The sequence below is a fragment of the Vreelandella sp. 162(4c) genome (assembly GCF_058152265.1).
The window spans coordinates 1,614,156-1,630,612 of the sequence record NZ_CM176981.1 but is presented as its reverse complement, the minus strand read 5'-3'; the positions used below and the strand labels follow the sequence as shown (position 1 = coordinate 1,630,612).

Here is a 16,457-nt window from a genome sequence, read left to right as displayed (position 1 = left end):
GTTATGGCTACTTGAACTTACCAATATGCTAGCATGCCTCGTTCTCATTATATGTAGGAAAATGACTACAATATTCTTTGCAAATGTTCGACTTTAGTCTAGCCGACGGTCTGCTACCGACGTCGCCACCGCCTAAATACCTCACAATTCAATGAGTGTTTTTATAGCAACAATTCAAAATAAATGGGTATTTCACGTCCAGACTTCTCTCTTCTGCATACCTATTTCCATCCTAATCAATCCTTTATCTAACTTATGATCCGAAGAAAAACCATAATCAGCTCGTAATTTGACCTGAATAGGCAGGGTAATCGGCTCATGTATATCTAATGACCTTCCACATATATAAGTACCCTTAATCAATGAGATATTCCAAATAATGCCATTCTTTAAGCATATTCAATGTGATTGGATGGAGGTGTTCCCCGCTGATTCTGGCTAACGCAATGACTCAAATGCCTGAACGGCAAACCATCAGTGAGGCATTGTTGGCGGTACTCTAGGGCCATAAGAGGCGGCCCACCCATCCCGCTATGTGCTTTACTATCAGCAACTGTTATTCACGGAGGAATCACCCATGGCCATAGGCGGCTTAATAGGATTACTGGATGACATTGCTGCACTGGCGAAGTTGTCCGCAGCATCATTGGACGATGTGAGTGCCGCCGCTGGGCGTGCGACGGCGAAGGCTGCCGGGGTGGTGGTGGATGATACGGCGGTGACGCCGCAATATTTGCAGGGAGTGACAGCGGAGCGTGAACTGTCGATCGTGAAGCAGATCGCGCTGGGGTCGATCCGCAACAAGCTAATTTTTATCCTGCCGGTGGCGCTGCTGCTGAATCACTTTTTGCCCGCACTATTGCCGATCATCCTGATGGTGGGCGGCACCTACCTGGCCTTTGAGGGCGCGGAGAAGGTCTGGCACAAGCTTTCCGGTAAGCATGATGACGACAAACCAGCGGTAGAAAAGGGGCCGGAAGCCGAGAAAAAGATCGTGAGTGGCGCCATTCGTACCGACCTCATTCTGTCCGCTGAAATCATGGTGATCGCGCTGGCCACGGTCTCCCATCAGGGATTCTGGTCACAGATGGCGAGCCTTGTGGTGGTCGCATTTGTCATCACACTTCTGGTGTATGGCGTGGTGGCCCTGTTGATCAGGATGGATGATATCGGCCTGAAGCTTGCCCAGCGGGCTAATTCGGGAGTTCAGGCCTTGGGCCGTGGTCTGGTGACTGCCATGCCAAAGGTACTAGCGACCATCTCTGTGGTGGGCACCGTTGCCATGCTCTGGGTAGGTGGGCATATCCTGATGGCCAATCTTGGTTCTGATGGCACGGGTTGGTTCAACGCGCCCTATGCGTGGGTACACCATATTGAGCTAGGCATTAGCGAGGCAACCGGTGACTTGGGCGGCTTGCTGGGCTGGAGCTTCAATACATTGTGCTCTGCGGTGATTGGCTTTGTGGTGGGCTCGGTGGTGGTGGGTATGCTGCACCTCATTCCTAATAAGAAGGCGCATGCCGAGTAGGTGTGGGCTGCGACGAAGTAAGCAGAAATATCGATTAGCTCCGCCGTTGCCGTAACACCATCACCCCCGCCATTAAGATCATGCCCATACCCAGCCAGGTCATGACATCGGGTACTTCGCTGAATAGCAGGTAGCCCCAAAGGCTGGCAAAGATGAGGTAGGCGTAATCAAAGGTGCCGATCAACGCCGAAGGAGCAATTTGATAAGCCCTTGCCACCCCGGTATTCACAATGATCAGCAGTAGGGCGTAGGCGCCCACGATCAATAACGCTGTGGCGTCTAGCGGTTGCCAACCGGCGAACAGGAAAGGCGCGCGTTCAGCGAGTGTTGCCGTGCTGTTGATTGCCACCAGCACGCTGAAGAAACCGCCTGCTGCCAGGAAGGCTAGATTTAATCCCAGGGTGAGAAGTAAGGGATGCTCTTTTTGGCAGTGGTGGCGAGTGACCAGCATGGCTAGCGCATAAAAGAGGGCGGCAAGCACGGGTAGCAGTGTGGCAGGAGTGAAGGTGTCGCCGCCAGGGCGCAACACCACCACCACGCCCAGGAAACCGCAGAGAATGCCCAGCCAAGCCTGGCGTGAAAGATGCTCGCCCGCCCCAAAAGCAGCCAGTACGGCAATAAACAGCGGCGTGGTGTAAATGGCGACCGCTGCCACCGAGAGTGGAATCAGCGGCAGTGCTGCGTAGTAGGCGATCCACATCAGCAACAGAAGCAGGCTTCTAATCGCCACCCAGCGGCGTGATTTTACCTTGGGACGGGGGCCTGAATGGCTAATGATCAATCCAAAGAGTATCGGCAGCGATAGTGTTGAGGCGATGACATAGAGTTGCCATAGCGACATACTGGCACTTAGATACTTAACCAGGGCGTCGGTCAACGCCAGCAGAAACACAGCCCCCACGATAAGGCATACACCCTGTAGGATATTATCTTGTGGTTCAGCGGTGGCCTTCATTGCAGCGTTCCAGAGTTGAATTCCGCTCTAGAATGCCGCTGCCTCTAGCAGTGCTTCAAACGACTTCTGCGTCACAATGCATGAGTTCAGATTATGGATAACTTCATCAAGTCTCTTCCACCGCTGGCGACGCTGCGCCCCTTTGAGGCAGCCGCCAGGCTTGAAAGCTTTTCGCGCGCGGCCGATGAGCTCCACCTGACCCAGGCGGCTATCAGCCGACAGATCCGTGCGCTGGAGGAAGACCTTGGCGTGATGCTTTTCGAGCGCCGTAATCGCAGTGTGTTTCTTACCCGCGAAGGGCGTGAGTTTGGCCGTACAGTCTCCCAGGCGCTGGAAAGTATTGCTACGGGGGCTCAGGCGCTGCGCGGCGACCCGGATGATAAGCGCGTCGTGTTGTTCTGCCAGTTATGCGAAGCGTTCTATTGGCTGATGCCACAGCTGGCTGACTTCAATCGTCGTTATCCTGACATTGAGATACAGCTGGCGACCTCGACAAGGCCGATTACCGAATTTAGTGGCAGCTTCGATATTGCACTGCAAACCAACGGACGACCCAGCGGGAGCCATCGATTGGTGTTTACCGCCGAGGATGAGATATTTCCGGTCTGCAGCCCTGCTTACCTGAAAGGGGTCACTACGCCGTTGAGTCTCAACGCGTTGCTGAAGCAGCGGCTACTGCACCACCACGCTGACCCGGCGGATTGGCTGGAGTGGGATGGCTGGTTGCGTGCCATGGGGCACTTTGAACTCTCATCGGCGGAGAGTGCTGTTTTCGATAGCTATCCACTGCTACTGCAAGCGGCTGTCGCGGGGCACGGTGTCGCCTTGGGATGGCGGCGCACAACGCAACGCTTAATTGAAAATGGCGAACTGATCCGCCCGGTGACAGAGAGCTTGCCCCAGCACGATGCTATCGCCCTATACACACGCCAGGGCGCGCCCCAACGCCCAGGCAGCGAAGCGTTATTGGGTTGGCTGCGTGAGGTGTTGGGTGATGAGCCGGTTGCTGAAGCGACAGGCCTGGCGTTAGAGGATGTGGCTAAGCTGCGCACTGAAGGCCAGCGCTGATCCTTGCTTTCATTTACGTATTCCCGCTTCACACATAAAACGAAAGGGCAGTCCAATTGGCTGCCTTTTCTGTATTTGGTTGCTGAGGATGGTAGACATTCCCCATGCCATTAAAGCCCCCAGCGTCAGGTTAAGTGTTGTACCTACTGATATTCTTTCTTAAATGATTATTAGGGAGCTAAAAGAGACACTTGGGTCTATCTATTTAGATGAACGTCGGCAAGCATATGAACTGCTGCATCAATGGTTGTCAATTGACAACCATTGAAGGGGGCTTCATACTCAGAGGCAAATAATGACTCGTCCAGCACATCCGAAAAAGAGATCGAAACTGCCCTCAAACATGCGGAAGCGGAGGGCTGGCGAGTTGAAGTCGGCGGTAGCCATGCCTGGGGCAAAATTTACTGTCCTTATAATGATGATGAATGCCGCTGCGGTGAGTTTTGTATCGCGAGCGTGTGGAGTACACCGAAAAATCCCGGCAGCCACGCCCGGGCAATTCGGAGAGTGGTGGACAAGTGCTCGACCCACAAGCATCGAGACGAAGCGGAGCCGGAGGATTGAAGAATGGAATATGTTTTTACGCTGAAATACCAACTGGCTGACTGCGACAGCGACCTAGATGCACTGGTGGAGCGTTTGGGCGCCGCCGGTTGTGATGATGCTCTGGTGGGCGTAGGGCAGCCGGGCCGCTTGGCGCTGGAATTCTCTCGTGAAGCGGGCAGCGCCGAGGAAGCGGTTCGCGCTGCCCTGGTTGACGTAAAAAAAGCGATCCCTTCCGCGCGGCTGATCGAGGCCTCGCCGGATCTTGTTGGCCTGACGGATGTAGCAGACGTTGTGGGCGTTTCGCGACAGGCAATGAGGAAGTTGATGCTCACCCACCGAGCGACGTTTCCTATGCCGGTTCACGAAGGCAGTGCCTCAATCTGGCACTTGGCGGAGGTGCTTGACTGGCTGATGACCCGAGGGGGCTACCAAATTGATGTTGGCGTGCTAGATACTGCGAAAGTGGCATTAGAAGTGAATATAGCCAAAGAGGCGATCCGCCATCCGGTTCGTAGCCGCGAGGAAATGGAGTTGCTGACCGCGTAGCCAACAGTTCAATAGTTTGGTGGAGGATAAAGACATGTTGGCAGAAAATTTGGAAAACTGGGCTCAGCAAGAACGCCAGGAAGGCGAAAAGCTGGGCATTGAGAAAACGGCCCGTAATCTGCTCAAGCTGGGAGTGCTGAGTGACGAGCAGATTGCTGAAGCGACAGGCTTGGTGCTAGAGGATGTGGTTAAGCTGCGCACTGAAGGTAAGCGCTGATCGATTACCTTCTGACCTAAGCGGCAGCCCTTGAACCCGCTCAATCTTCCCGATCTCGTTCGTATCGCTCCACGTTTTGAAATGGCGGTAGCCAATGTTCGCGGCGAATGCCCCAAAGCTCATACGTCGGTTTAAGTTGATTGGGTGAATCAAGGGTACCAAGGTGTATTTCGATTTCTTCCTCGCTTACCGAAAAAACCGACGAACCGCATGCGGAACAGAAGTAGCGCCCCTGATAACTGTGCGGTTCGCCTTCGATAATGACAGCTTGCTTGGGATAATCAGCAGCCGCATAGAAAAGCGCCCCATGATGCTTGCGACAATCCATACAGTGGCAAATACCTACCCGAAGCGGCTCGCCATTGGCCAAGATTCGGATCTTACCGCAGAGACAGCCACCTGTTAGTTGTTCCATTGCCAATCTCCAGAAGATTCATACATTCAAAGTAGGTGGCACTTTTTGTTTTGTCTTGCTGCCGTCTCGTTGGTATTTGATGCCCGAAAACCGATAAAAGCTAGCTGTTGCAGGAGGCGGATTTGCCTTAGAGCCCGGAATTAGTTTGTATCTCGGTTACAAGCAGGCGCGGATATTAAGCTGGTAAATCGCCTCCCCGTGGGTCTTTAAAAGATAGGTGCTTTGTGAACTAAAAGTACACAAAATTTGACGATATTAAAGAGCCTTATGGAAGATTCTTTAGTTAATCAACGCCGAAGACACGCTGCCATGGGACTGGACGCTCAAGAGGTCGGCACTCGAAAGGGCAATTATGGAAGCTATGGACGAGCTGCCCGACCATGAGAGTTTTCACAATCTCGATATGCTATTTGAGAGCCTGACAACGCTGCGCCCTAAACTACTGGCAGCTCTGCTGCAGAGTTGTAAGTAGATCAAGGTAAAGCGGCTATTCTTTGTCTTTGTCGATCGCCTCGATCCCCCCTGGCGCAAGCGCTTCGACCCAGCAGAGTTCAATCTCGGCAGCGGCGACCGTGCACTGGTAAAAGGGGCAAGATACGTCCGCGCTATCGGATTATGGCGCCTGAAGCGTTTGTAAGGACGGAGACCAACGATGGCACGTGAAACCTATGAAGCACAGGTCGCACTTCTTGTGCGTATTCTCCCGCATGTCGCTAAGGAAGATGTATTCGCGCTGAAGGGCGGCACGGCGATAAACCTGTTCTATCGTGATCTCCCGCGTTTGTCAGTCGATATCGACCTGACCTACCTGCCGGTGAAAGATCGAAACGATAGCCTTTCCGAGATCAACAACGCGATGGCCACCAAAAATTTGAGGGAATGACCAGAGCTTCTGTCAGTCTCCAAGAGCTCTTCGACACCCGTAAACGATTGATTGCAGATATTCATTCCCGCTTCGATGAGAACACCAAGCAATTCCTAATGAGCCTGCATGACGGTATGCCCGATTTTGATGCTATTGATCGCCCTCGGGCGGCGGATCTGCCTGCCGTACGCTGGAAGCTTATCAATCTGGAAAAACTGAAAAACGAAAACGCGGCCAAACATGCTGAACAACGTCATGAGCTGAAAGTACTGCTGGGGTAAGGTGCGCAAGTCGGAATCTTGAAGCAAAAGAGGCGATCCGCCCAAGCCGCTTTGTGCTCTACTATCTGCACCTGTTATTCACGGAGGAAGCACCCATGGCCATAGGCGGCTTGATAGGATTATTGGATGACATTGCCGCATTGGCGAAGCTGTCCGCAGCATCATTGGATGATGTGAGTGCCGCCGCAGGGCGTGCGACGGCGAAGGCGGCCGGGGTGGTGGTGGATGATACGGCGGTGACGCCGCAATATTTGCAGGGGGTAACAGCGGAGCGGGAACTGGCGATTGTGAAGAAGATCGCGCTGGGGTCGATTCGCAACAAGCTGATTTTTATCCTGCCGGTGGCGCTGCTGCTGAATCACTTTTTGCCCGCGCTATTGCCGATCATCCTGATGGTGGGCGGCACCTACTTGGCCTTTGAGGGCGCTGAGAAGGTCTGGCACAAGCTCTCTGGTCAGCATGACGACGACAAACCAGCGGTAGAAAAGGGACCGGAGGCCGAGAAACAGATCGTGGGTGGCGCTATTCGTACCGACCTGATTCTGTCCGCCGAAATCATGGTGATCGCGCTTTCAACAGTGTCCCATCAAGGGTTCTGGTCGCAGATGGTTAGCCTGGTGGTGGTCGCGTTTGTCATCACACTTCTGGTGTATGGAGTAGTGGCGCTGTTGGTCAGGATGGATGATATCGGCCTGAGGCTCGCCCAGCGGGATAGTTCGGGCGTGCAGACACTGGGCCGTGGCCTGGTGACAGCCATGCCTAAGGTGCTAGCGACCATCTCGGTCGTGGGTACTGTCGCCATGCTCTGGGTGGGTGGGCATATACTGATGGCCAATCTAGGTGCCGATGGTACGGGTTGGTTCAACGCTCCCTATGAGTGGGTACACCATATTGAGCTTGGCATTAGCGAGGCAACCGGTGCCCTGGGCGGCACGCTGGGCTGGAGCTTCAATACACTGTGCTCTGCGGTGATTGGCTTTTTGGTGGGCTCGGTAGTGGTGGGCGTGGTGCACCTACTTCCTGTTAAGAAGGCGCATGTCGAGTAAGGTTTACGCCGGGTGTTTCCGGTGGAGCTTTCTAACGGCTCAGAGCGCTGCTATGGCCGGATCATTGAACTCTGTTGGCTGTCCCTCTCGTCAGGCCTGAGCACCGCACAGGAGCAAGAGGTTGGGGCAACTTCGATAGCTCACCCACTGTCATTGGTCGCGCAAATGATCGTCAACCTTATCAGGACGGGCGACGAAGAGGCTGATCTTGTCCCGAGAGAATATGGTGGAAGTTTCGAGGGGTAAAAGGGCCACTAAAGCAGCGGCATAGAAAAGCGCTGCGTGAGGAGGGGCATGGGGTTTGTGCGCAATCACTTTACTGCTGAAAAGATCGTGAACAGGTTCTAAGGGGTCAGTCAGAGACGCCCTCGCAGTTGTCGTGATACAGCGGAGCATCGGTACCCAACACTAGGCGCTTGGTGGCGTGATTGTAGTAGAAACGACCGGACTCGGCGCTTGAAAGCTCATAGTCGCCGCACACCCCATAGCCCTTATTGACTTGCGTCAAGTGGGAAATTTCGGCCGGTGCCTGGCTGTCGAGGCGTTCAGATATAGTCGCGGCGATGTGGGCATCACGCTGGGCCTCAGAATAGGCCTGGTTACCGAATACCAGGCCAGCAACGACGAAAATGGCGACGACGGGAATCCATAGGTTATGCATAGAGTGTCCAGTGAGAGGATATAAAAGTGCATGAATTCGGTAGAAAAATTATTTAGCTGGATAATAACTTTTTGCCCATCCGATTTCATTGGTTAGCGAGTAGTTGGTTTACACAAGGATCCGCGCCAACCTTACGACACTAAACTGCTTTATGTAGTGGTTCACTGATTCCGGACACCCATCGCCTCAGCACGATGCTATTGTCCTATACACACGTCAAGGCGCACCTCAGCGCCCAGGCAGCGAGGCATTATTGGGTTGGCTGCGTGAGGTGTAGAGTGATGAGCAGATTGCTGAAGCGATAGGCTTGGCGCTAGATGAAGTGGCAAAGCTGCGCACTGAAGGTCAGCGCTGATCCGTGCTTTCATTTACGTATTCCCGCTTCACACATAAAACGAAAGGGCAGTCCAAGTGACTGCCCTTTCTGTATTTGGCTGCTGAGGATGGCAGACATTCCCCATGCCATGAAATAACCTGATGCAATGGTTCATAGTCAGTAATGAATAGCCGTTTTGGCGGATCAGTAGTACCCGCTCAGCAAAGAAGCCGGTGTGACCATAATCTGATTGTCTTTTGGCCACAAAAGCAGCCTCTTGACCAAATATGTCAGCAATTGGTGCGGGAGTGTTCTCCACGGGATTAGTTATGCAGGCATCGCTTTGCGGTTGCAAAATATCCTTAAAGTACACGTTACTTCTGAAAAGCAGTGTTGCAAGTGCTTGCCTTTTGCATCCAGTATACTATACTGAATGCAGTTGGAGCGCAGCTGCGCTTACCACATGCAATAGGAGTTTGGGCTATGGGCATGATGACTATTAGAAGCATTCCTGACGAAGTACACAATGCACTAAAAGCGCGAGCCAAGCAGAATCACCGCAGCGCCGAGGCTGAGGTGCGGGCCATCCTGGAAGAGATCACACGGCCAGAAAGTCGCCTCAAAATGGGTGATGCCCTGGCTGATTTGGGTCGCAAGATCGGGTTGACCAATGAAGACGTAGCGGTCTTTGAAAAGGTGCGTGACAAGACGCCTGCTGAACCGATGAGGTTTGAATGATCGTTCTGGATACCAATGTCGTTTCCGAGGCGATGAAACCCGAGCCTGATCCAGCCGTCAGAGCTTGGCTTAATGAGCAGTCGGCTGAAACGTTATACCTGTCTAGTGTCACACTTGCAGAGTTGTTATTTGGTATTGCGGCGCTGCCCAACGGGAAGCGCAAGGACATGTTGAGCGAGACCTTGGGCGGCCTTGTGGAGTTGTTCAGAGGGCGGATTTTGTCCTTTGACGTTGACGCCGCTCGCAAGTATGCAGAGCTAGCCGTGACAGCCAGAACCGCCGGGCGTGGTTTTCCTGTGCCGGATGGCTACATTGCTGCTATTGCCGTATCACAAGGCTATCAAGTCGCCTCCAGAGATATGGCTCCTTTTGAGGCAGCCAATGTGGACGTCATTAACCCTTTTGAAGCCTAACTGGTGCGGTCTGCTGGGCACTTTAATTGCTTAACCCATTCTTCTTACCCCAACATACCCTCCGACTAGCCCATGAGCCGAATATAAACCTTATTCGGCTCATAAGATGATCTGAATAGATGATGCAATCGGCTCATGTATATTTGGGAATAGCACCACTGGCCGTCTTTTTAACGGAGTAACTGCGCGCGGCCTCAAAGCCTTCAAGTAGCGCGCTCTGTTCGACCCCCAAGCCCTCGATGCAAAAGCTGTTCAAACACTGCCGGGCGGCAAAGAGCTCCCGGCCCGATCCTGCCAAGAATTGACTAAGAGGACGATGGCTTGATGGGTGGCATCAGGCCCCGAATAAATTCGCACCATATTGAGCCCTTTAGCACAAAGTTGGTGCGAATTTATGCATAGATACGTTCAACAACCCGCAGAATCTCTCATGTTTCAAGGTGGCATGATAATTGCTTTTTCTTTAAGTAAGTAAATAGTTACTTAACTCGCTCCATGAAGAGTGTTTTCTGAATGGGCGCAATGGCAAGGATCACACCATGAAAAAGCAATTTAAGAACATGAAGCTGAAGGCCCTCGCTTGTAGTTTCGCGTTGGGTGCTTTGGCACATACTGGTATGGCAAGCGCCGATATTAATATCAAGTTTCACCATGATTTGCCTGAAGATAGCGCACAGCACCTGGCGGCTGAGCGCTTCAGGGACATGGTGGCTGAGCGTAGTGGTGGTGAGATTTCAGTAGAAATTTTCCCTAATAACACACTCGGTGATGATGTCGAAGTCACCCAACAGTTGCAGATGGGGGCTGTGGAAGCAGCGATTATTCCGACCGCCAAGTTATCGGGCTTCGTTCCCGCCATGCAGATCGTCGATCTGCCTTTCTTGTTCCCATCTCCCGATATCGCCCACACCGTTCTGGATGGGCAGGCTGGTGATGACCTCTTGGCGACGGTAGAGCAGGTGGGGCTGAAGGGGGTGACGTTCTGGGAAAGTGGTTTTAAGCAATTTACCTGTGACCAGCCCGTTAATGGCCCGGAGGATTTCGCAGGCCAAAAGGTACGCGTGATGCAAAGCCCTATCATCATGGAACAGTTTAAAGCGATGGGCGCTAACCCGGTACCGATTGCCTTCGGTGAAACTTACAACGCGCTGCAGCAACGCATTGTCGACTGCCAGGAAAATCCGCTGGTATCGATTACACAAATGAAATTTTATGAAGTGCAGTCGGATGTGGTTATCAGCAACCACGCTTATCTAGCCTATGCATTTCTGTTTAGCCAGAGTTGGTTCGATAGCTTAAGCCCTGAGAATCAGGCGCTATTGACGGACGCTGCACGTGAAACCACCGCATTCCAGCGTGAAGAAACCGCCCGCCGTGAAACGGGCTACATTGCCACTATCGAAGCAAGTGGCACTAACGTGAGCACACTGGATGATGCCCAACTGACGGCTTTCAGAGAGTCGACAGCGTCGGTGCACGATGAGTTTGCCAATGAAATTGGCGCAGATCTAATGGCGGAATTCCAGCAAGCCATTGCTGATGCTGAATAGTAGCGCTTCACCCATTAAAGGGCTGATCGGTGATCCCGATAGCCCTTTCCTTCCCCATTGTTTTCATCGCTGGTGGAGTCCGCTATGCGCAAACTTGATCGCCTAATATCGCGTGCCGAGGAGGTCTTGATTGGTCTGCTGATTTTGTCCGCCTCGTTCATTCTTTTCGCCAACGTCATTGCACGCTACGTGTTTAACGATGGTTTTTCATGGGCTGAGGAGCTGGTGCGTTACCAAATTGTATGGATGGTGCTGCTTGGCGCGAGCGTTGCTGCACGGCAAGGGATTCATATTGGGATCGATATTCTACGCAGGTTTAGTCCTCCCCTTATGGCGAAATGGATAGAGTTGCTAGTTCATGCGGTTTCTATCGCTTTCTGCCTCTTCCTGGTGGTTTACGGTATCCAGTTAACTGAGCAAACCCATCGGTTCGGTCAGGTGAGCTCTGCTCTTCAGGCGCCTATGTGGATCGTTCAGTTGGCCATTCCAGTGGGCGCTCTCTTAATGGGCATTCGCTTTACCCAGCATTTCTTCCGGACGTTGCTTGGTCGAGAGCAATCCTCTGCCCACCTTGATCAAATTGGATAAGAATATGGTCATCACCTTCCTGGTTCTATTAGCTGTTTTGATCCTGGATTCATAGAATAACCGCAGCACTTTGGATCACACAGTAGAGGAAGGAGGGCCAGCGCCGGTACCCTCTCGACTTTACCGACCAAAGTGAAGCAGAGAATGGGATACCGACAACTGACCCAGGCCCAACGATACCAAATTTTCGCTTACCTCGAGACTGGCATCAGCCAGCGACAGATAGCCAAGGCTATTGGGGTTCACAGCAGCACCATTAGCCGGGAGATAAAGCGCAATGGGCTTACTGCTGGCTATGCGCCTGAGCAGGCTCAATTGAGAAGTGATCAGCGTCGACGCAGCGCCTGGAAAGTGACGAAGCGACTGCCCAGCCTAATTCGATGGGTCACTGATCAACTGATGGACGAATGGAGCCCCCAGCAAATTAGTGGCTTCATGGCGAATGCCAACGGCGTTTGCGTAAGCCATCAGTGGATCTATGCGTTAATCTGGGACGACAAGAAACACGGCGGCGACTTATGGAAGCGACTCCGCTTACCACACCAGCGGCGCTATCAGCGCCGATTGGCCAAGCATGCGGGATTGGGCAAAATTCCACACCGGGTAGGTATTGAACAACGTCCCGCCGAAGTGGAAGAAAGGCGCCATATCGGCCATTGGGAAGGCGATACGGTGCTCAAGGGCCACAAAGAATCCGGCCTGGTGACCCTGGTCGAGAGACGCAGCGGATACCTCTTGGCAGCGCGCCTGCCGACAATCACGGCCACAGGAACGGCCAAAGCGATGACCCGGTTATTAAAACCACGCCGAGGTGCAGTGCAGACCATCACCTTGGATAACGGTTCGGAATTCGCCGAGCACCGACAGGTTGCCAAGGCCGTCTCGGCCAAGACCTATTTTTGCGACCCGTACCGCTCATGCCAGCGTGGCACCAATGAAAACACCAACGGACTGATTCGCCAATATTTCCCGAAAGGGACGGACTTCCGAAAGGTGAGCGACTCAGCACTGAGGCGAGTCGTTGCCAAGCTGAATAATCGCCCCAGAAAACGCTTGGGGTATCGGACACCGGCACAAGTGTTCCTGGGAGAGTATTCAGGAGCGCTGGAAACCGCGGGTGCTGCGCTTAATGTTTGAATTCAGGATGTTAGTGGGAACGCCCATCTTTATTGCGTTGGCGGGTTCCGTCACGGTGGCGATGGGGAGTTTTAGCCATATTCCGTTGACCATTGTTGCCGAGCGCTTGTTTGCTGGGTTGGATAAGTTTCCATTGATGGCGATACCCTTTTTTATTCTCACTGGTAGTTTGATGAGTGCGGGTGGGTTATCGCAGCGTATCATCCGCTTGGCCAACTTGTTGGTGGGGCGTTTTACCGGTGGTATGGGGATGACGGCGGTATCAGCGAGTATGTTTTTTGGCGCTATTTCCGGATCTAGCCCGGCCACGGTGGTTTCGGTGGGCTCATTGCTCTATCCGGCCATGCGCAAGGAAGGATATTCCGGTCAATTTTCGATTGGCGTGCTGGTGTCTGCCGGTTCATTGGGCATCATCATTCCCCCTTCGGTTGTAATGATCGTCTACGCGGCTGTCACTGGTGTGTCAGTGGGTGCGCTGTTCATGGCGGGGGTGGGCGCCGGTTTATTATATGCAGCATGCTTATTGCCTTACTGTTGGTATCGCGCCAAAAAGGACGGTGTCACTCCCGTGGAGCCGCCCAGTTGGGGCGAGGTTTTAGCAGGATTCAAAGATGCTTCGTGGGGGTTAGGGGTTCCTCTCGTCGTCTTGGGTGGGATTTACCTGGGTATCTTTACGCCCACTGAAGCCGCCGCTGTATCGGTGATCTATGCCCTGTTGGTCTCAGATTTATCGTGAGAAGAGCTTTGCAGAGCTATTCCAAAGCATGATTGAAGCGGCGACCACAACGGCTCAGGTAATGATTATTCTCGCTGCTGCCTCGGTTCTGGCGTGGTTTCTTTCCAGTAATGGGCTAGCGGCCATGTTGGCCAACGCTATCCTGTCGTTATCCGACAATCCGTACCATATCTTCCTGCTGATCAATGTGACGGTACTGGTCGCCGGCATGTTCCTTGATGCTTCCTCCATCATGGTGATTCTCGCTCCCCTGTTTTACACGGTGGGCATGCGCGTTGGTATTGATCCTGTCCACCTGGGGGCAGTACTGACCGTGAATGGGGCGATTGGTATGTTTACGCCGCCGTTCGGCCTCAACCTGTTCGTGGCGGGCACTATCAACGGCGTCGATTACGTCCAGGCGGTACGTGGTGCCTTGCCCTTTATTGGCATTGCTCTGTTTGCCTTGATTTTGCTGACCTATATTCCTGCGATCAGTATGTGGCTACCCAGTGTGGTGTATGGCGGCTAAACAGCCCGAATAAGGATGGTAGCAATGTCTATTAGTTTAACTTCATCAGCGCTGGCGCATTCCCATGAGGGGGTGGTGACCAGTCCACATACGTTGGCAACAGAGGCGGGTCGTGAGGTACTTCGTCAAGGAGGCAATGCGGTTGAGGCTGCCATCACCATGGGGGCTTGTCTGTCAGTGACGTATCCGCATTTTACCGGGCTTGGCGGCGATGCCTTCATGATCATTGCGGATGCAAGCGGTGGTGTGCGAACCCTGTCAGGCATTGGTCAGGCACCACAGGCCAAGTTGGAACTGTCTGGCCAATTGCCTACGAGAGGGCCAGGTTCCATGTTAACCACGGCTGCCACGGTTGATACCTGGGGGCAGGCGCATGAGATTTCCCGTCAGAACTGTGGCGGCCAAATTGGCTGGGCAGCGCTGATGGAGCCAGCGATACAGCTAGCGAGGGAAGGCTTCCCGATAACGCCATCGCAGCGCTTCTGGCTTGATTTTCGTAGCGATGAGCTGTCGATGATGCCAGGCGTGCGAGAGCACTTTATGCCAGGCGGGAAGATTCCCCATGAGGGTGAAAAACTGTACCAGCCACAGCTGGCCGCTTCACTGCAGTCCATTGCGACCCACGGCTACCGGGACTTCTATGAAGGGCAGTTGGGGAAGAAAATCGCCGCTGGACTGGCAGCAGTAGGGTCTCCACTCACGGCCACTGATTTGGCGGCTACCCGAGCACGAGTAGAAAAGCCGTTGTCTGTTCCCTACCGTGGTGGCGAGCTGCTGGCCCATCGCCCCCCAACCCAGGGTATGACGACACTAGAGATAATGGGTATCCTGGCGCGTTTTGACCTCTCCAGGATCGAAGAGGGCAGCGCCGATTATTACCATCTGCTGGTGGAGGCGGTAAAGCGCGCTTTCCTGGATCGTAATAGCTACCTGGCTGATCCCGATTTCGCGTCGGTGCCTTGTGAAAGGTTGTTATCGCCTGCTCATCTTGATGCTGAAGCGGCAAAAGTGGAGGCGGGGAAAGCATTGGATTGGCCCTTTGCTTATCAGCATGGCGACACAGTTTATCTGGCGGCAGCTGATCGTTTCGGTAATGCCGTCTCCATGCTGCAGACGATTTATTACGACTGGGGCAGTGGTGTCAGTGTCGGTGATACGGGGATTTTGTGGCATAACCGTGGTGCCGCGTTCAGTCTTGATCCTGCTCATCCGAATGCGCTTGCCCCTGGAAAGCGTCCTTTTCATACCCTTAACCCGGGTATGTATCGTGTCGATGGAAAGCCTCGTTTACTTTACGGTACTCAAGGAGCAGATGGACAGCCGCAAACCCTCGCTGCCGTGCTGACGCGCTTGATAGACTACGGCATGGATCCGCTCAGTGCGCTTAAAGCGCCGCGCTTCCTACTGGGGCGAACCTTTTCCGATGGACGTGACACGCTAAAACTTGAGCAGGATGCGGGAGATGCTATTTTCGCTGAATTGACCCGGCGTGGTCATCAGATGAGCCCGCTACCCGTTCAAAGTGCCCTGGCTGGCCACCCCGGCGCGGTCGTTATCGACCCGGCGAAAGGCTTTTACGCTGCTCATGACCCTCGCAGCGATGGCATCGCGTTAGGGCTATAGCACCAATAGAAACAAGGATGTGTACATGACAAAAAGCGATACGCTCGATGTGAAACAGAGTGCCCGTACCCGGGGAAAAAACCGCCGTAATGCTCATGAAACACGCGAGCGCCTGCTTCAAGCGGCGACTCAAGAGTTTTCCGAGCGCGGCTACGATGGTGCTCGCATGGAACGTATCGTGCGTGCAGCCGATTGTAATGTGCGCATGGTGTATCACTACTTCGATGACAAGGAAGGTCTTTACCTGACTGTTCTCGAACGAGTCTATGAGGAGTTGCGCGCCAAGGAGCAGGCACTCAATTTAAGCTATCTCGAGCCCGTTGCAGGTATGCGCGCGCTGGTCGAATTCACCTTCGATCATATGGCCGAGCATCCCGAGTTCACCAGCCTGGTGCGCAATGAGAACTTGCTGGGTGGGCGCATGCTGCGCAAATCGAGCAAAGTCGTCCAGCAAACGACGCCGCTCGTAGGCATGATCCGGGATACCCTAAAGCGAGGGGAAGCAGCAGGGTTATTTCGCTCGGCTGTAGACCCTACCCAGCTCTACATTTCTATTCTTTCGCTATCAATCATTCACATCAATCAACGCGACACGCTATCCATCATCTTCGAGCAGGATCTGGCTGACCCGGATTGGTTGATTGAGCGGCGTGCCCATGCGGTCGAGGTAATACTTTCCTATCTATGTGTTGAGTCCCGGGTGATTAAATAAGCGAC

General features: G+C 53.4%; 20 protein-coding genes and 1 pseudogene. 17 read left to right on the top strand and 4 right to left on the bottom strand.

All coding sequences use genetic code 11. From position 1 onward, the window contains the following. The first annotated feature begins 577 nt into the window (after nt 1-577). Nucleotides 578-1,528, top strand: coding sequence for a DUF808 domain-containing protein (locus AC4EYZ_RS07325; RefSeq protein ID WP_490204200.1), 951 nt, complete (start codon nt 578-580; stop codon nt 1,526-1,528). A gap of 34 nt (nt 1,529-1,562) precedes the next feature. Here AC4EYZ_RS07325 and AC4EYZ_RS07320 read toward each other — a convergent pair whose 3' ends face one another. Next, nucleotides 1,563-2,483: a DMT family transporter gene (locus AC4EYZ_RS07320; protein WP_490204199.1), complete on the bottom strand. Its 921-nt coding sequence runs from the start codon at nt 2,481-2,483 to the stop codon at nt 1,563-1,565. Nucleotides 2,484-2,576: 93 nt separating this feature from the next. On the opposite strand from AC4EYZ_RS07320, the gene AC4EYZ_RS07315 reads away from it, so the two are divergent. The 3 genes from AC4EYZ_RS07315 to AC4EYZ_RS07305 all read left to right on the top strand — a co-directional run bounded on the left by AC4EYZ_RS07315 (nt 2,577) and on the right by AC4EYZ_RS07305 (nt 4,860). Next, nucleotides 2,577-3,551, top strand: coding sequence for a LysR substrate-binding domain-containing protein (locus tag AC4EYZ_RS07315; protein WP_490204198.1), 975 nt, complete (start codon nt 2,577-2,579; stop codon nt 3,549-3,551). A gap of 567 nt (nt 3,552-4,118) precedes the next feature. Then, on the top strand, nt 4,119-4,643 hold the full coding sequence (locus AC4EYZ_RS07310; protein ID WP_490204197.1) for a helix-turn-helix transcriptional regulator: 525 nt from the start codon (nt 4,119-4,121) through the stop codon (nt 4,641-4,643). 34 nt (nt 4,644-4,677) lie between these two features. Next, nucleotides 4,678-4,860 (top strand): hypothetical protein, encoded by a 183-nt coding sequence (locus AC4EYZ_RS07305; RefSeq protein ID WP_039858808.1) that lies wholly within the window; start codon nt 4,678-4,680, stop codon nt 4,858-4,860. A 40-nt stretch (nt 4,861-4,900) separates the two neighbouring features. Here the strand turns inward: AC4EYZ_RS07305 and AC4EYZ_RS07300 are convergent, their stop codons facing one another. After that, nucleotides 4,901-5,275 carry a GFA family protein gene (locus tag AC4EYZ_RS07300; protein ID WP_039858811.1) on the bottom strand — a complete coding sequence of 125 codons (375 nt, stop codon included), beginning with the start codon at nt 5,273-5,275 and terminating at the stop codon, nt 4,901-4,903. Nucleotides 5,276-5,627: 352 nt separating this feature from the next. Between AC4EYZ_RS07300 and AC4EYZ_RS07295 the strand changes: the two are divergent. From AC4EYZ_RS07295 to AC4EYZ_RS07280, 4 genes and pseudogenes are all read left to right on the top strand, one after another. Further along, nucleotides 5,628-5,912 (top strand): annotated as a pseudogene (locus tag AC4EYZ_RS07295) (type IV toxin-antitoxin system AbiEi family antitoxin domain-containing protein). Nucleotides 5,913-5,927: 15 nt separating this feature from the next. Next, the gene (locus AC4EYZ_RS07290; RefSeq protein ID WP_022519889.1) at nt 5,928-6,158 is read left to right on the top strand and encodes a nucleotidyl transferase AbiEii/AbiGii toxin family protein; all 231 of its coding nucleotides are present in this window, start codon (nt 5,928-5,930) and stop codon (nt 6,156-6,158) included. After that, the gene (locus AC4EYZ_RS07285) at nt 6,155-6,421 is read left to right on the top strand and encodes a hypothetical protein (RefSeq protein ID WP_022519888.1); all 267 of its coding nucleotides are present in this window, start codon (nt 6,155-6,157) and stop codon (nt 6,419-6,421) included. Before AC4EYZ_RS07290 ends, AC4EYZ_RS07285 begins: the two co-directional genes overlap by 4 nt. Before the next feature lie 95 nt (nt 6,422-6,516). Continuing rightward, nucleotides 6,517-7,467 (top strand): DUF808 domain-containing protein, encoded by a 951-nt coding sequence (locus tag AC4EYZ_RS07280; protein ID WP_022519887.1) that lies wholly within the window; start codon nt 6,517-6,519, stop codon nt 7,465-7,467. A 352-nt stretch (nt 7,468-7,819) separates the two neighbouring features. Here the strand turns inward: AC4EYZ_RS07280 and AC4EYZ_RS07275 are convergent, their stop codons facing one another. Then, a complete protein-coding gene (locus tag AC4EYZ_RS07275; RefSeq protein WP_039858818.1) occupies nt 7,820-8,128 on the bottom strand; it encodes a hypothetical protein in 309 nt (102 codons plus the stop codon). Between the two features lie 383 nt (nt 8,129-8,511). Further along, nucleotides 8,512-8,817: a hypothetical protein gene (locus tag AC4EYZ_RS07270; RefSeq protein ID WP_022519785.1), complete on the bottom strand. Its 306-nt coding sequence runs from the start codon at nt 8,815-8,817 to the stop codon at nt 8,512-8,514. A 110-nt stretch (nt 8,818-8,927) separates the two neighbouring features. On the opposite strand from AC4EYZ_RS07270, the gene AC4EYZ_RS07265 reads away from it, so the two are divergent. The 9 genes from AC4EYZ_RS07265 to AC4EYZ_RS07225 all read left to right on the top strand — a co-directional run bounded on the left by AC4EYZ_RS07265 (nt 8,928) and on the right by AC4EYZ_RS07225 (nt 16,452). Further along, the gene (locus tag AC4EYZ_RS07265; RefSeq protein WP_022519784.1) at nt 8,928-9,182 is read left to right on the top strand and encodes a FitA-like ribbon-helix-helix domain-containing protein; all 255 of its coding nucleotides are present in this window, start codon (nt 8,928-8,930) and stop codon (nt 9,180-9,182) included. Continuing rightward, nucleotides 9,179-9,595 carry a type II toxin-antitoxin system VapC family toxin gene (locus AC4EYZ_RS07260; RefSeq protein ID WP_022519783.1) on the top strand — a complete coding sequence of 139 codons (417 nt, stop codon included), beginning with the start codon at nt 9,179-9,181 and terminating at the stop codon, nt 9,593-9,595. Before AC4EYZ_RS07265 ends, AC4EYZ_RS07260 begins: the two co-directional genes overlap by 4 nt. 539 nt (nt 9,596-10,134) lie before the next feature. Then, entirely contained in the window at nt 10,135-11,145 is a 1,011-nt protein-coding gene (locus tag AC4EYZ_RS07255) for a TRAP transporter substrate-binding protein (RefSeq protein ID WP_035576900.1), read from the top strand. Nucleotides 11,146-11,229: 84 nt separating this feature from the next. After that, on the top strand, nt 11,230-11,733 hold the full coding sequence (locus AC4EYZ_RS07250; protein ID WP_190373906.1) for a TRAP transporter small permease: 504 nt from the start codon (nt 11,230-11,232) through the stop codon (nt 11,731-11,733). Nucleotides 11,734-11,877: 144 nt separating this feature from the next. Continuing rightward, complete coding sequence (locus AC4EYZ_RS07245; RefSeq protein WP_490203942.1) at nt 11,878-12,870, top strand: IS30 family transposase; 993 nt, start codon at nt 11,878-11,880, stop codon at nt 12,868-12,870. Then, nucleotides 12,863-13,606 (top strand): TRAP transporter large permease, encoded by a 744-nt coding sequence (locus tag AC4EYZ_RS07240; protein WP_490204196.1) that lies wholly within the window; start codon nt 12,863-12,865, stop codon nt 13,604-13,606. The genes AC4EYZ_RS07245 and AC4EYZ_RS07240 overlap by 8 nt, the downstream gene beginning before the upstream one ends. After that, nucleotides 13,578-14,117 carry a TRAP transporter large permease subunit gene (locus tag AC4EYZ_RS07235; protein ID WP_490204195.1) on the top strand — a complete coding sequence of 180 codons (540 nt, stop codon included), beginning with the start codon at nt 13,578-13,580 and terminating at the stop codon, nt 14,115-14,117. Before AC4EYZ_RS07240 ends, AC4EYZ_RS07235 begins: the two co-directional genes overlap by 29 nt. A gap of 24 nt (nt 14,118-14,141) precedes the next feature. Next, nucleotides 14,142-15,740, top strand: coding sequence for a gamma-glutamyltransferase (gene ggt, locus AC4EYZ_RS07230; protein WP_223828021.1), 1,599 nt, complete (start codon nt 14,142-14,144; stop codon nt 15,738-15,740). 25 nt (nt 15,741-15,765) lie between these two features. Further along, nucleotides 15,766-16,452, top strand: coding sequence for a TetR/AcrR family transcriptional regulator (locus AC4EYZ_RS07225; RefSeq protein ID WP_022519734.1), 687 nt, complete (start codon nt 15,766-15,768; stop codon nt 16,450-16,452). Nucleotides 16,453-16,457: the final 5 nt, after the last annotated feature.